We start from the raw sequence: 13,334 nt of genomic DNA, 5'->3' as shown, positions 1-13,334 counted from the left end.
GCCCCTTGTCCGACATTCTGCGCAAGATCGAAGCTTACAAACGCGAGGAGATCGCGGCGGCCAAGCAGCGCGTGCCGCTGGCCGAGATCAAGGCGCGGGCTCAAGGCGCCGAGGCGCCGCGCGGTTTTCTTGCCGCGCTCGAGGCCAGGCGCAAGGCCGGCGGCTTCGGGCTGATCGCCGAGATCAAGAAGGCGAGCCCGTCCAAGGGGCTGATCCGCGCCGATTTCGATCCGCCGGCGCTCGCAAAGGCCTATGCGAATGGCGGCGCCGCCTGCCTCTCCGTGCTGACCGACGCCCCGTCCTTCCAGGGCGCGCCCGAATTCCTCACCGCCGCGCGCGCCGCCGTCGCCTTGCCCGCGCTGCGCAAGGATTTCCTGTTCGACGCCTATCAGGTGTTCGAGGCCCGCGCCTGGGGCGCCGACGCCATCCTGATCATCATGGCGAGTGTCGACGACGCGATGGCGCGCGAGCTCGAGGCGACGGCCCTCGAACTTGGCATGGATGCGCTGGTCGAAGTGCATGACGAGGCCGAGATGGAGCGGGCGCTCCGGCTCTCGTCGCGGCTGATCGGCATCAACAACCGCGACCTCAGGACGTTCGAGACCAGCCTCGGCGTTTCGGAGCGGCTGGCGGCGATGGTGCCGGCCGACCGGCTGCTGGTCAGCGAGAGTGGCATCTTCACCCATCAGGACTGCCGCAGGCTGGAGAAGTGCGGCATCGGCACCTTCCTTGTCGGCGAGAGCCTGATGCGGCAACAGGATGTCGCGGCGGCGACTCGCCTGCTTCTGACAGGCAAGGCGCCGGCCGAGGCCGTCTGACGATGGCGGCCGCCCTCACCCATCTTGGCGCCTCTGGCGAAGCCAACATGGTCGACGTCGGCGACAAGGCCGAAACGGTGCGCACCGCGATCGCCGAGGGCTTTGTCTCGATGCGCGCCGAAACGCTTGAGATGATCCTTGCCGGCGACGCCAAGAAGGGCGATGTGCTGGGCACCGCGCGCATCGCCGGCATCATGGCGGCCAAGCGCGCGCATGAGCTGATCCCGCTCTGCCATCCGCTGCTCCTGACCAAGGTTTCCGTCGATATCGAACCGGACAAGTCGCTGCCCGGTCTCAAGGTCACCGCGCTTGCCCGTGTCACCGGCAAGACCGGCGTCGAGATGGAAGCGTTGACGGCGGCCTCTGTCGCCTGCCTCACCATCTACGACATGGCCAAGGCCGCCGACCGCGCCATGGTGATCTCCGGCATCAGGCTGGTCGAAAAGACCGGCGGCAAGTCCGGCGACTACAAGTCGGCCGGGGCGGGCGCCTGATGGCGCTGGTTCCTGTCGCCGAGGCGCTCGAGCGCCTTCTGGATGGAGCGGCGCCGCGGGCCAGCGAAAGCGTCGCACTGATCGACGCCGCCGGTCGGGTTCTGGCCGAGCCTGTGGTGGCGCTGCGCACGCAGCCGCCCTTCAACGCCTCAGCCATGGACGGCTATGCGACGCGCGCCGCCGACGTGGCATCCGTTCCGGCGCGGCTTTCGGTGATCGGCATCGCGCCGGCCGGTCGCGGCTTCGAAGGCAGCGTCGGCACGGCGCAAGCCGTGCGCATCTTCACCGGCGCGCCGCTGCCGCGAGGCGCCGACACCATCGTCATCCAGGAGAATGTGCAGGACCTTGGCGGCGGCACGATCGAAGTGACCGAGCCGACCGCTGAAGGGCGCAACATCCGCCGGGCCGGGCTCGACTTCGTAGAAGGCGATGTGCTGCTGGAAAAGGGCCGGCTGCTCGATCCGGCGGCATTGTCGCTGGCGGCATCCGCCAACCACCCGCGCCTCACTGTGGTGAAGCGGCCGCTGGTCGCCATCATCGCCACCGGCGACGAACTGCTGTCACCCGGCAGCGAACTCGGTCCCGACCAGATCATCTCGTCCAACGCCTATGGCGTCGCCGCCGCTGCGCAATCGGTCGGCGCCCGCGCGCTCGATCTCGGCATTGCCGCCGACCGCAAGGAAGCGATCGCCGCGCTGGTCAGGCAGGCCGTCGAGCAGCAGGCCGATGTCATCGTGACGCTTGGCGGCGCCTCGGTCGGCGACCACGATCTCATTCACGACGTGCTGACCGGCGAAGGCATGACGCTCGATTTCTGGAAGATCGCCATGCGCCCAGGCAAGCCGCTGATGTTCGGCCGGCTGGGACCCGCGCGCTGCATCGGCCTGCCCGGCAATCCGGTCGCGAGCCTGGTCTGTTCGCAGCTGTTCCTGAAGCCGTTGCTGGCGCGGCTCGGTGGCCGCGAGTTCCGGCAGGATATGCGCGAGGCGCGGCTGGCCGCGCCGATGCAGGCAAACGATCTGAGGCAGGATTACGTGCGCGCCGTCGTCCGCGAAGAAGCCGGCTCACTGGTCGCGACGCCCTTCGGCATCCAGGACTCCTCGATGCTGCGCATGCTGGCCGACGCCAACGGCCTGATCGTGCGCGAGCCCTTCGCGCCTGCGGCCGCTGTGGGCGATGCCTGCCGCGTGCTGATGCTACGCTGAACAAAACGTCAACGCATTCATTAAACTTTAAACGGTTGCGGAACACAACTGGAACAGATAGTGTTTGTTCTGGGTTTGTTTTTCTGATTCTGGTTTCAGAACCCGTGGGGGCCGCCATGCTGACGCGCAAACAACATGAACTCTTGATGTTCATCCATGAACGGCTGAAGGAAAGCGGCATTCCGCCCTCTTTCGACGAGATGAAGGAGGCGCTTGATCTGGCTTCGAAGTCGGGCATCCACCGGCTGATCACGGCGCTGGAGGAGCGCGGCTTCATTCGCCGGCTGCCCAACCGGGCGCGTGCGCTGGAAGTGCTGCGCCTGCCCGATTCGATCGCGCCTGGCCTCAATGCCGCGAAGAAGTTTTCGCCGAGCGTAATCCAGGGAAGCCTCGGACAGGGCAATCTCGGCCGGCAGATCAAACCGGCGTCGCCGTCGCGCACCCCCAGCAATGACGACGACGCTGTGTCGGCGGTGTCGATCCCGGTAATGGGCCGCATCGCCGCCGGCGTGCCGATCGACGCCATCCAGCACCAGACGCATTCGATCTCGGTGCCCCTGGACATGATCTCGGGCGGCGAGCATTATGCGCTGGAGGTGAAGGGCGACTCGATGATCGAGGCCGGCATCTTCGACGGCGACACGGTCATCATCCGCAACGCCGACACGGCGAGCCCCGGCGAGATCGTTGTGGCGCTGGTCGACGAGGAAGAGGCGACGCTGAAGCGCTTCCGCCGCAAGGGCGCATCGATCGCGCTCGAAGCCGCCAACCCTGCCTATGAGACCCGCATCTTCGGCCCTGACCGGGTCAAGGTGCAAGGCAAGCTGGTCGGCCTGATCCGGCGCTACTGAGCGGACGGCGCCAGTTTGACCACCGGTTTTTCGGGTCTCTGATAAGGCGGCAGTCCCCTCGCCTCGCGAGAGTATTTGCGCTGCTCGTGCCATGGCCGGTAGGGCTTTTCGACCGCGTAGCGGATTGTTGCTTGCGCGGTCGCCGATTGCGGATCGAAGAAGACGGCGGCGCTGCCGGAGCGGGCGAGCTGACGTTTGGTGACGACGAGCGCCAGCGAATTCCAGCAGGGACTGTAGGCCGTGGCGTCGTCGATGACGATCAGGTCGGCGAAGGCGCAGGCCGGCCGCGCCGTCTTGCGGTTTTCCGCGAGCGCCACGATTGCGCCTGACGGATGCCGGGCAAGGCATAGCCCGTCCCTGCAGTAAAATGGCGAGCCCGGCGGCAGGTCGAGCGGATCGATGTCGAAGCGTGCATCCCCTGTCTCGAAGGTCTCCGGCTCGACGATGGTCTCGGCCACCAGCGCGCGTTTCCAGTTGTCGGTGGTGAATTCGTTCGACCGCGCCCGGTTGACGGCGAGTTCGCCGCCGCCGATCGGCATCGCCACCAGATGCGCATCCTCCGAGATCAGCACATCGGGCGTGCGGGTATTTGAAACCGTCAGCAGGCCGGCCAGAGCGAAGGGGATCGCCGCAAGTCTCAGCCAGGTCGTGGCCATGGTCGCGATGACCAGCGCTATCGTCACGAAAAGCACCGACTGGATGGAGATCAGCCCGACGGCATCGACCGGCGAGCGTTCGGAGATCCACCCGGAGATCGCAATCATCGCCGTCAGGCCCTTGCCCATCAGATACAGGAATGGCCAGTCGAGACCGAACGGCATCGTCAGGGCGCTGGCGACCCCCAGGAACATGACCACCGAAACGATCGGCATGACGGCCAGGTTGGCGAGCAGGCTGAGCGGCGAAACGCGCTGGAAGTGCCAGATCGCGAAAAGCGCCGTAGCGCTGCCGGCGATGATTGAGGTCATGGCAAGGCCGCCCATCCCCATCACCAGCTTTCGCGACGCAAAGTGAAGGAACGATCGCTTCGGCGGCGGCGCGGTCGTCCTGTCGGCCCGATAGTCCGACCAGCCGGCATAGGCGCCGACCAGCGCGGCGGTGGCGGCGAACGACATCTGGAAACTCGGGCCGACCACTTCGTGCGGCGACACAAGAATGACGGCGATGGCCGAGATCGCCAGATTGCGCATGGTGAGCGCGGCCCGGTCGAACAGCACGGCGACAAGCATCACCGCCAGCATGATGAAGCTGCGTTCGGCGGCGACCACAATGCCGGAGAAGACGAGGTAAGCGGCGATCGAGACCAGCGCGGCGGCGGCGGCATATTTCTTGACCGGCCGGCGCGAGGCGAAGTCGGGAAACAGCGCGAAGGCGCCGCGCAGCAGAAGCATGATGGTGCCGGCAACCAGCGCCATGTGCAGGCCGGAGATGGAGATGATGTGGTAGATGCCGGTGCGCCGCATCGCCTCGTTGATCTCATCGGGAATGCCTGCGCGCACGCCGACGATCAGCGCCGCCGCGATCTCGCCCTCCGGGCCGCCAACCAGGCCGCGGATGTGGTCGGCGATGCTCTCCCGCGCCTTCTCGATCGCGGAAGCGAGGCGCGCCGTCGCTGGCGCCTCTTCGCTGGCTATTGTCTTTGGATTGCCGAGGAAAAAGCCGCTGGCGCCAATGCCCGAAAAATAGCTGTCGAAGGAGAAGTCGTAGCTGTCCGGCCGCACCGGGCCGGTCGGCTGCAGCAGCCTTGCATAGCCCGTCAGCAGCGAGCCGGCGGTCATGTCGGCGGGAACTTTCCGCGCCGAAAGCCTGACCCGCTCCGGCGCGTAGCGCAGCTTTGGGTGGGCGGTGGAGATCACATCGATTGTCAGTCTGACGCGGCCGTTCTCCATCTCCTCCAGGCTGACGAGGCGGCCGGTCAGGCGGGTCTGGATCTCGGAACCGAGCATCGGGGTCGCGGCGCGCCAGGTCTCGACCTTTGCGGCGAGAAAGCCCAGGGCGCAAAAGAACGCCGCCATGAAGAGGAGATGCGTCCTTGGCCGCGAGCGCGAAACCAGCGCGCAGACAGCCATCAGCGCCACCGCCGCAAGCGGCCTGTAGAGATCCGGCTCGGCGTTCAGCGAGAAATAGAAGATCACGCCGGCAGCCAGGAACACCGGCACCAGCAGGAAGCCGATGCCGCGATCAAGCTCGGTCGTGGCCGCGTTGCCGATGCTGCGGTGAAACGCCGGCCATGAGACGCGGCCAAGCTGCCTGCGGAGCCGCGTGATGGTTGCCGTTGGCGAGGCCGGGCGGAATCCACCTCCATCGGGCGGCAAAATCTCTTTGGCCGGACGCGGCTCCGGAAGCGAAACCGGCGCGGCATCGGCAGGCAGCATGTCAACAAACAGCAGGCGCTCGCTGACGCCAGCTGTCGTCCCCTCGCCCTCCTCCGCGCCGCGGCCTCGTCCAGCCATCAGGTCTGCCCCTTGCGCCCCAGACCTCCTATGCTACATGAACGCCGAAAACGCGAAAGTCCGCGCCACCACGCCCGCTTCCTGTGCCAGCCTGAGAGTGCCATGTCCGACAAGGTCGTCACCCGTTTTGCCCCCTCGCCGACAGGCTACCTGCACATTGGCGGGGCGCGCACGGCGCTGTTCAACTGGCTCTATGCGAAGCACACCGGCGGCACCATGCTGCTGCGCATCGAGGACACCGATCGCGAGCGCTCCACCGAGGCGGCGACCGCTGCCATCCTGGACGGGCTGACCTGGCTCGGCCTGTCATGGGACGGCGAGGCCGTGTCGCAGTTCGAGCGCGCGCCGCGCCATCGCGAGGTCGCGGAGCAGCTCGTACGCCTGGGCAAGGCCTATTACAGCTACGAGACACCCGCGGAGCTTGAGGCGATGCGCGAGGCGGCGCGGGCCAAGGGCCTGCCGCCGCGCTACAACGGCCAGTGGCGCGAACGCGACCCGTCCGAGGCGCCTCCCGGCCTCAAGGGTGCCATCCGCATCAAGGCGCCGACCGACGGCGAGACCGTCGTGCACGACCGCGTGCAGGGCGAGGTGCGCTTTCCCAACAAGGATCTCGACGATTTCATCATCCTGCGCTCGGACGGCAACCCGACCTACATGCACGCCGTCGTCGTCGACGATCATGACATGGGCGTCACCCACATCATCCGCGGCGACGATCATCTGACCAACGCAGCGCGCCAGACGGTGATCTACAACGCCATGGGCTGGGATGTGCCGTCGATGTCGCACATCCCGCTGATCCATGGCGCCGACGGCGCCAAGCTGTCGAAACGGCATGGCGCGCTCGGCGTCGAGGCCTATCGTTCGATGGGCTATCTGCCGGAGGCGCTGCTCAACTATCTCGCCCGCCTCGGCTGGAGCCATGGCGATGACGAAGTCATGTCGATCAAGGACATGATCGGCTGGTTCGACATCGGCGACGTCAACAAGGGCGCCGCCCGCTTCGACTTCGCCAAGCTCGAGGCGCTGAACGGCGTGCACATGCGCAAGATGGACGATCATGCGCTTTTCGACATCTTCGTCGCCACCCTGCCCTATCTCGAAGGCGGCCCCGCGCTCGCCGCCCGGCTCGACGACCAGAAGAAGGCGCAGTTGCTCGCGGCCCTGCCCGGCCTCAAGGAGCGCGCCAAGACGCTGGTCGAACTGGTCGACGGCGCGGGGTTCCTGTTTGCCGAGCGGCCGTTGCCGGTCGACGAGAAGGCGGCGGCGCTGCTTTCCGGCGAGGCGCGCGCCGTTCTGCGTGGCGCCCATGCGACGCTGACAGCGGTCTCTGGCGACTGGACGGCAGCTGCCGCCGAGGCCGCGATCCGTGACTTCGCGCAGGCCGGCGGCCACAAGCTCGGCGCCGTGGCGCAGCCGCTGCGAGCCGCGCTGACCGGCAGGAGCACGTCGCCCGGCGTGTTCGACGTGCTTGCCGTGCTCGGCCGCGAGGAAAGCCTGGCGCGCATCGCGGATCAAATCGATTAGGAGCGAACTGGCCCAAGAAGATTGGCATTGAAAGGCGCGTTTCGCAGTGCAACATTAGGCCTTGGCCCAATCTGGCACGCACCTCCTAAAATGCGGTGGCGAGTACGCGCATTCCGGTGATTTCGATGTGTCGTTTTGCAGGAATTTGCCTTGCCGGCATGAGGAAACAAGAAGGAGTTTCTAATGAGCGAAGCTGCAACAAAACTGGACTTGGGGGCCAACCCGCGCGAGTCGACCGCCAAGCTGGAACTCGCCGGCAAGACGCATGAATTCAAGGTGCGAAGCGGTTCGGTCGGGCCTGACGTCATCGACATCGGCGCGCTCTACAGCACCACCGGCGCCTTCACCTACGATCCCGGTTTTACCTCGACGGCAAGCTGCGAGTCGGCCATCACCTTCATCGACGGCGACGCCGGCATCCTGCTGCACCGCGGCTATCCGATCGACCAGCTCGCCGAGCATGGCGACTTCCTCGAGGTCTGCTACCTCCTGCTCTACGGCGAATTGCCGACCAAGGCGCAGAAGGACGACTTCGACTACCGGGTGACGCGCCACACCATGGTGCATGAGCAGATGTCGCGCTTCTTCACCGGCTTCCGCCGCGATGCGCATCCGATGGCTGTCATGTGCGGCGTGGTCGGCGCGCTGTCGGCCTTCTACCACGACTCGACCGACATTTCGGATCCCTACCAGCGCATGGTCGCCTCGATGCGGCTCATCGCCAAGATGCCGACGATCGCGGCGATGGCCTACAAGTACCACATCGGCCAGCCCTTCATTTATCCGAAGAACGAGCTGAACTTCGCCGCCAACTTCCTGCACATGTGCTTTGCGGTGCCGTGCGAGGAGTACAAGATCAATCCGGTGCTGGCGCGCGCCATGGAGCGCATCTTCATCCTGCACGCCGATCACGAGCAGAACGCCTCGACCTCGACGGTGCGTCTTGCCGGCTCATCGGGCGCCAATCCGTTTGCCTGCATCGCCGCCGGCATTGCCTGCCTGTGGGGCCCGGCGCATGGCGGCGCCAACGAGGCGGCGCTCAACATGCTGGGCGAAATCGGCCATGTCGACCACATCCCGGAATTCATCGCCCGCGCCAAGGACAAGAACGATCCGTTCCGGCTGATGGGCTTCGGCCATCGCGTCTACAAGAACTACGATCCGCGCGCCAAGATCATGCAGAAGACCGCGCATGAGGTGCTGGGCGAGCTCGGCATCAAGGACGACCCGTTGCTCGACATCGCCATGGAGCTGGAAAAGATCGCGCTCACCGACGCTTATTTCATCGAGAAGAAGCTCTATCCGAACGTCGACTTCTATTCCGGCATCACGCTGAAGGCGCTGGGCTTCCCCACCACCATGTTCACCGTGCTGTTCGCGGTCGCCCGCACCGTCGGCTGGATCGCGCAGTGGAAGGAGATGATCGAGGATCCGCACCAGAAGATCGGCCGGCCGCGTCAGCTCTACACGGGCGCCGCCGAACGCGACTACGTGCCGATCGCCAAGCGCTGATCGCGCCCGAGCGAAAAGGTGAAAAAGCGCCCGCGAGGGCGCTTTTTATTTGATGTGTCGCAGAACGACCTCGGCGGCGATATCGCCTGACGGTCTGTCCGTCGCCATGCGCCGCGCGATCTCGGCGAACCCGTCCTTCTGCCAGGCGCGCATGCCGGTGTCGGAAAACAGCGTCTCCAGTTGCCTGGCGAGGTTCTCCGGCAGGACATACTGGTCGTAAAACTCCGGAACCAGGGTCCGGTCCGAGATCAGATTGGGCAGCAGCGCCGACCAGACGGAAATGAGATGAGGCATGACCAGCCGCGCTACGGGATCGAGCTTGTAGCACGACACCATCGGCACGCCCGACAGGGCCAGTTCGAGCGATACCGTTCCCGAGGCGATCAGCGCGGCGTCGGCCTTGCCGAAGGCCTGCCATTTGCGTTCGGGCTCGACGATGATCTCCGGTTTGTCGTCCCAACTGGCGACCGAAGCCCTGACCAGCTCGGCGACGTGCGGCACGGTCGGCAAGAGCAGACGCAGGCGATGCCCACGCTGGCGCAGGATCGACATCGTCTTGCCGAACGGCTCGATTAGCCGGCGTACTTCGCCACGACGGGAACCCGGCAGCACCAGCAGCGTCTTGACGCGATCCCCCGCCAGGTCCCGGGGGAGCCCTTGCGCCTTGGCTGCGCCAAGCACGCCAGGATCCCGCGCCAGGCGATGCCCGACATAGGTGCCAGGCGGACCGCCGAGGCGGGCGAGCGCCTTCACCTCGAAAGGCAGGATGCACAGGATATGGTCGACATAGGGCTTCATCGCCACCGCCCTGCCCGGTCGCCATGCCCAGACACTCGGGCAGACATAGTGGACGATTGGAATCGACGGGTTGGCGGCACGCACCTTCTTCGCCACGCGCAGCGAGAAATCCGGGCTGTCGATGGTGATGAGGCAGTCGGGTTTTTCGGCCGCGATCATGCTTGCCGTCTGGCCGATCCGCCTGATCAGGCGCGGCAGCTCGCGCAGGATCGCGCTGAACCCCATCAGCGCGATCTCGCTGCCGTCGAACAGGGATTTCAGGCCGAGCGCCTGCAAATGCCGACCGCCGATGCCGAGAAGCTGAACATCCCGGCCCGTCGTCCGCTTCAGCGCCGCGACGATGTCGGCGCCCAGCAGGTCGCCCGATTCCTCGCCGCAGACGACGGCGACCTTCAACGACTTGCTAGTGGCCATGAGCCGGCTCCTCGGCGGGCAGGCCGATGATGAAAAGGCCGAGCGCATTGGCGCGCGCGATCGTATCGGGACCTTCAAGGATCAGCGAGCGGCCGGCTTCCACGGCAATCCCTGCCAGCCCTGCCTCTTGCGCCGCCTCGACCGTCCGCGGGCCGATGGTTGGTAGATCGGCGCGCAATTCCTGGCCGGGCTTGGCGCATTTGACAAGCACGCCGCGGGTCTTGCCGGCGAGCCGGCCATGGTCGCGCAGTTGCCTGGTCCGCTCGAGCAGTCCGTTGGTGCCCTCTATGCCTTCCAGCGCGATCGCCCGGCCGCCGATGGCAATGGCAGCCTGGCCGATATCCAGCGCGCCGATCGCCTTCGCGGCCACCCTGGCCGCCTCGATGTCACGCCAGTCGGCTTTGCTTGGCTCAGCCTGGGTCAAAGGGCCCTTGCCGGCGAGCAGTTCGGGCACGATCTCATGCGCTCCGACGACCTTGATGCCGCGCTTTTCCAGAAAGCGCGTCAGGATCCGCAGCAGGCCGTCATCTCCGCGCGCCAGCCCCATCACCACCGTCGGCACGACCGCCAGCAGGCCAAGGCTCGGCCGCATGGCGCTTAATTTCGGCCTGCGCCTGATCTCGCCGGCCAGCACGAGATGGCTGATCCGCTTGCGCCTGAGCAACGGGACCAGCGAGCCGAAGTCTTCGAGCGCGAGTTGCTCGGCCTCATAGCCGGCGAGGTCCTGCTTGCGGTCGACCTCGCCTTCGGCAGCGATGATGACGGGCGGGTGCCCTTGCCTTGCCAGGCTGGCCGCGACTTCCACCGGCAGGCTGCCGCCGCCGGCGATGATGCCGACCCTGGAGCCCGGCGCGAGGTCTAGCTTGGCTCCGGCAGCCTCAGCCTTCGTCATCGGCATCGTCGCCGTCGCCGCCCTTGAGCGACGGGACGGCATAGTGCCGCTTGCCGCGACTGGCGATGAAATCGATGATTTTCATGGCCGTCGGCGAGGAGGCGAATTCCGCCTTGGCGAACTCGATGTTCTCGCCGACGGTCCGCGAGCGGTCGAAGATCGTCCGGTAGGCCTTGCGCAACAGGTGGATCTCGGCGCGCGGCAGGCCCGAGCGCTTTAGGCCGACGATGTTGAGGCCGCGAAGGCTGGCGCGGTTGCCGACGGCAATCGCATAGGGAATGACATCGCCGACGACTGCCGAACAGCCGCCGATGAAGGCGTTGTTGCCGATGCGGACGAACTGGTGAACGGCGGTGAGGCCGCCAATATAGACGTTGTCGCCGATCTCGCAGTGGCCGCCGAGCGTCGCGCCATTGGCGAAGGTGGCGTTCTTGCCAACGACGCAGTCATGGGCGATGTGGGCATAGGCGAGGAAATTGCCATTGTCCCCTACCGTCGTCTCGCCACGGCTGGAATCGGTGCCGAGATGCATGGTGACGCCTTCGCGGATCGTGCAGTTCTCGCCAATCACCAGCGTCGTGCGGCCACCCTTGTGCTTGGTGTTCTGCGGCGGCGCGCCCAGCGTCGCCATCGGATAGACCTTGGTACCGGCACCGACGGTGGTCGCGCCCATCACCGAGACATGGCTGACCAGTTCGACGCGGTCGCCGATCACGGCGTCGGCGCCGACATGGCAGAACGGCCCGATGCGGGCGCCCTTGCCGATGGCGGCGCCATCTTCGACGACGGCGGAAGGATGGATGAATGTCTGAATTGTCATGAGCATTTCGATCGTCAGCCGGTGACCATCATCGCCGAAATCTCGGCTTCGGCGGCCTTGGCGCCGTCCACCAGGGCTTCACAGGCGAATTTGAGCAGGTTGCCGCGCTTCTTGATTTTCTTGACGTGGATCTTCAACTGGTCGCCGGGGACGACCGGCTTGCGGAACTTGGCATTGTCGATGGTCAGGAAATAGACCAGCGAGGGTTTTTCAGCGTTGAGGCTGCGGATGCAGATGGCGCCGGCGGTCTGCGCCATGGCCTCGACGATCAACACGCCCGGCATCACCGGCTGATCCGGGAAATGGCCCTGGAAATGCGGCTCATTGATGGTCACGTTCTTGATGCCGACGGCGGAATCGTCGCCGTCGATGTCGACAATGCGATCGATCATCAGGAACGGATAGCGATGCGGCAGGAGCTTCATCAGCCCCAATATGTCGACCGCCTCGAGCGTCGCCACCATGTCAGCCATTCCCATCGCCCTGTTTGCGGGTCCTGGCCAGCTTGCGCAGCATCGCGATCTCGCGCATGGCCTCGGCCATCGGCTGCGCCGGATAGCCTCCCCAGATCTCGCCCGCCGGGACGTTGCTCATGAATCCGCTTCTCGCTGCAAGCTTGGCCCCAGGCCCAATGGTCAAATGATCGGCGAGGCCGACGCCGCCGCCCATGGTGACGCCGTCGCCGACGACGACGGAACCCGAAATACCCGAAAGTCCGGCTATAATGCAATTGCGGCCGATGCGGACATTGTGGGCGATCTGCACCAGATTGTCGATCTTGGTGCCCTGGCCGATGATTGTATCGGACATGGCGCCGCGATCGACGGTGGTGTTCGAGCCGATCTCGACATCGTCCTGGATGACGACGCGACCGATCTGCGGCACGCGCTCCGGCCCTTTGGCGCCGGCGACAAAGCCGAAGCCGTCCTGGCCGATCCTGGCGCCGCCATGGATGATGACGCGATTGCCGATCAGCGCATACTGCACGCTGGCGCCCGGGCCGACATAGCCGTCGCGGCCGATCTGGCAGGAATGGCCGATGACCGCATGCGGAGCAATGATGGTGCCGCTGCCGATCGAGACGCGCGGACCGATGACCGCGCCGGCCTCGACAACGGCGCCGGCCTCGACATGCGCCGACGGGTCTATGTGGGCATGCGGGGAGATGCCGGTTTCGCCGGTCATGGGCCCGGGTGTGGCCGCTTGCGGAAACAGCAGGCGCCCGACCAGCGCGAACGCCTGCTGCGGGCGCGGATGGGTGAGGACCGCGACGCCTGCCGGAGCCTTGCTCGCGAAGTCCGCCGGACAGAGAACCGCCGCAGCCTTGAGCGACGGCATAAGGGCGAAATTGCGCTTGCCGTCGACGAAGACGAGCGCGTCCTTGCCGCCTTCATTGGCCGGCGCCAGGGCTTCGATGGCAATATGGGATTGGGCGGAATCGACAAGCTGGGCGCCGGTCAGATTCGCGACTTCGCCTGCCGTATACCGGCGTGATGGCGCGAAGAACACCGGATCGGTCATTCCAGAAGCAATATCCAGCTTGGTCGGAT

Annotated in this window: 12 protein-coding genes; 6 read left to right on the top strand and 6 right to left on the bottom strand. The window is 65.9% G+C overall.

Translation table 11 applies throughout. From position 1 onward, the window contains the following. Positions 1-5: 5 nt before the first annotated feature. The 4 genes from trpC (at position 6) to lexA (ending at position 3,368) form a co-directional block, all read left to right on the top strand. A complete protein-coding gene (gene trpC, locus EN786_RS30210) occupies positions 6-818 on the top strand; it encodes an indole-3-glycerol phosphate synthase TrpC (protein WP_127310809.1) in 813 nt (270 codons plus the stop codon). A gap of 2 nt (positions 819-820) precedes the next feature. Further along, positions 821-1,312, top strand: coding sequence for a cyclic pyranopterin monophosphate synthase MoaC (moaC, locus tag EN786_RS30205; protein ID WP_127310810.1), 492 nt, complete (start codon positions 821-823; stop codon positions 1,310-1,312). Beyond that, entirely contained in the window at positions 1,312-2,517 is a 1,206-nt protein-coding gene (gene glp / locus EN786_RS30200) for a gephyrin-like molybdotransferase Glp (RefSeq protein ID WP_127310811.1), read from the top strand. Before moaC ends, glp begins: the two co-directional genes overlap by 1 nt. A 116-nt stretch (positions 2,518-2,633) precedes the next feature. Beyond that, positions 2,634-3,368 carry a transcriptional repressor LexA gene (lexA, locus tag EN786_RS30195; RefSeq protein ID WP_127310812.1) on the top strand — a complete coding sequence of 245 codons (735 nt, stop codon included), beginning with the start codon at positions 2,634-2,636 and terminating at the stop codon, positions 3,366-3,368. On the opposite strand, the gene EN786_RS30190 is transcribed toward lexA, so the two are convergent. Further along, positions 3,362-5,821, bottom strand: a complete 2,460-nt coding sequence (locus EN786_RS30190; RefSeq protein ID WP_135909200.1) for a ComEC/Rec2 family competence protein — start codon at positions 5,819-5,821, stop codon at positions 3,362-3,364. The genes lexA and EN786_RS30190 overlap by 7 nt on opposite strands. A gap of 102 nt (positions 5,822-5,923) precedes the next feature. Here EN786_RS30190 and gltX point away from each other — a divergent pair, with 102 nt between their 5' ends. Together gltX and gltA are read left to right on the top strand one after the other, a co-directional pair. After that, complete coding sequence (gene gltX, locus EN786_RS30185) at positions 5,924-7,348, top strand: glutamate--tRNA ligase (protein ID WP_127285806.1); 1,425 nt, start codon at positions 5,924-5,926, stop codon at positions 7,346-7,348. A 183-nt stretch (positions 7,349-7,531) separates the two neighbouring features. Further along, positions 7,532-8,860: a citrate synthase gene (gene gltA / locus EN786_RS30180; protein ID WP_127285805.1), complete on the top strand. Its 1,329-nt coding sequence runs from the start codon at positions 7,532-7,534 to the stop codon at positions 8,858-8,860. A 45-nt stretch (positions 8,861-8,905) separates the two neighbouring features. Here the strand turns inward: gltA and lpxB are convergent, their stop codons facing one another. Genes lpxB through lpxD form a run of 5 tightly spaced genes read right to left on the bottom strand, consistent with a single transcriptional unit; the run spans position 8,906 to position 13,305 of the window. Continuing rightward, positions 8,906-10,072: a lipid-A-disaccharide synthase gene (gene lpxB / locus EN786_RS30175; RefSeq protein ID WP_127310102.1), complete on the bottom strand. Its 1,167-nt coding sequence runs from the start codon at positions 10,070-10,072 to the stop codon at positions 8,906-8,908. After that, the gene (locus EN786_RS30170) at positions 10,062-10,964 is read right to left on the bottom strand and encodes an LpxI family protein (RefSeq protein WP_187331307.1); all 903 of its coding nucleotides are present in this window, start codon (positions 10,962-10,964) and stop codon (positions 10,062-10,064) included. The genes lpxB and EN786_RS30170 overlap by 11 nt, the downstream gene beginning before the upstream one ends. Next, entirely contained in the window at positions 10,951-11,784 is an 834-nt protein-coding gene (gene lpxA / locus EN786_RS30165; RefSeq protein ID WP_127286424.1) for an acyl-ACP--UDP-N-acetylglucosamine O-acyltransferase, read from the bottom strand. Before lpxA ends, EN786_RS30170 begins: the two co-directional genes overlap by 14 nt. A gap of 14 nt (positions 11,785-11,798) precedes the next feature. Next, a complete protein-coding gene (gene fabZ, locus EN786_RS30160; RefSeq protein ID WP_127286425.1) occupies positions 11,799-12,257 on the bottom strand; it encodes a 3-hydroxyacyl-ACP dehydratase FabZ in 459 nt (152 codons plus the stop codon). Beyond that, positions 12,250-13,305 carry a UDP-3-O-(3-hydroxymyristoyl)glucosamine N-acyltransferase gene (lpxD, locus tag EN786_RS30155; RefSeq protein WP_127286426.1) on the bottom strand — a complete coding sequence of 352 codons (1,056 nt, stop codon included), beginning with the start codon at positions 13,303-13,305 and terminating at the stop codon, positions 12,250-12,252. Before lpxD ends, fabZ begins: the two co-directional genes overlap by 8 nt. Between the last annotated feature and the right edge of the window lie 29 nt (positions 13,306-13,334).

Origin of the sequence: Mesorhizobium sp. M4B.F.Ca.ET.143.01.1.1, assembly GCF_004792275.1 — a bacterium.
GTDB classification, from domain to species: domain Bacteria; phylum Pseudomonadota; class Alphaproteobacteria; order Rhizobiales; family Rhizobiaceae; genus Mesorhizobium; species Mesorhizobium abyssinicae.
Note: the sequence above shows the minus strand (reverse complement) of the source record. Positions and strands in the feature narration are given on the sequence as shown.

What these genes read in the sequence shown, in the direction of transcription:
- fabZ (WP_127286425.1), bottom strand. Translation starts at nt 12,257, where the DNA reads ATGGCTGACATGGTGGCGACGCTCGAGGCGGTCGACATATTGGGGCTG.
- lpxB (WP_127310102.1), bottom strand. Translation starts at nt 10,072, where the DNA reads ATGGCCACTAGCAAGTCGTTGAAGGTCGCCGTCGTCTGCGGCGAGGAA.
- lexA (WP_127310812.1), top strand. Translation starts at nt 2,634, where the DNA reads ATGCTGACGCGCAAACAACATGAACTCTTGATGTTCATCCATGAACGG.
- moaC (WP_127310810.1), top strand. Translation starts at nt 821, where the DNA reads ATGGCGGCCGCCCTCACCCATCTTGGCGCCTCTGGCGAAGCCAACATG.
- gltX (WP_127285806.1), top strand. Translation starts at nt 5,924, where the DNA reads ATGTCCGACAAGGTCGTCACCCGTTTTGCCCCCTCGCCGACAGGCTAC.
- lpxD (WP_127286426.1), bottom strand. Translation starts at nt 13,305, where the DNA reads ATGACCGATCCGGTGTTCTTCGCGCCATCACGCCGGTATACGGCAGGC.
- EN786_RS30190 (WP_135909200.1), bottom strand. Translation starts at nt 5,821, where the DNA reads ATGGCTGGACGAGGCCGCGGCGCGGAGGAGGGCGAGGGGACGACAGCT.
- EN786_RS30170 (WP_187331307.1), bottom strand. Translation starts at nt 10,964, where the DNA reads ATGACGAAGGCTGAGGCTGCCGGAGCCAAGCTAGACCTCGCGCCGGGC.
- gltA (WP_127285805.1), top strand. Translation starts at nt 7,532, where the DNA reads ATGAGCGAAGCTGCAACAAAACTGGACTTGGGGGCCAACCCGCGCGAG.
- glp (WP_127310811.1), top strand. Translation starts at nt 1,312, where the DNA reads ATGGCGCTGGTTCCTGTCGCCGAGGCGCTCGAGCGCCTTCTGGATGGA.
- lpxA (WP_127286424.1), bottom strand. Translation starts at nt 11,784, where the DNA reads ATGACAATTCAGACATTCATCCATCCTTCCGCCGTCGTCGAAGATGGC.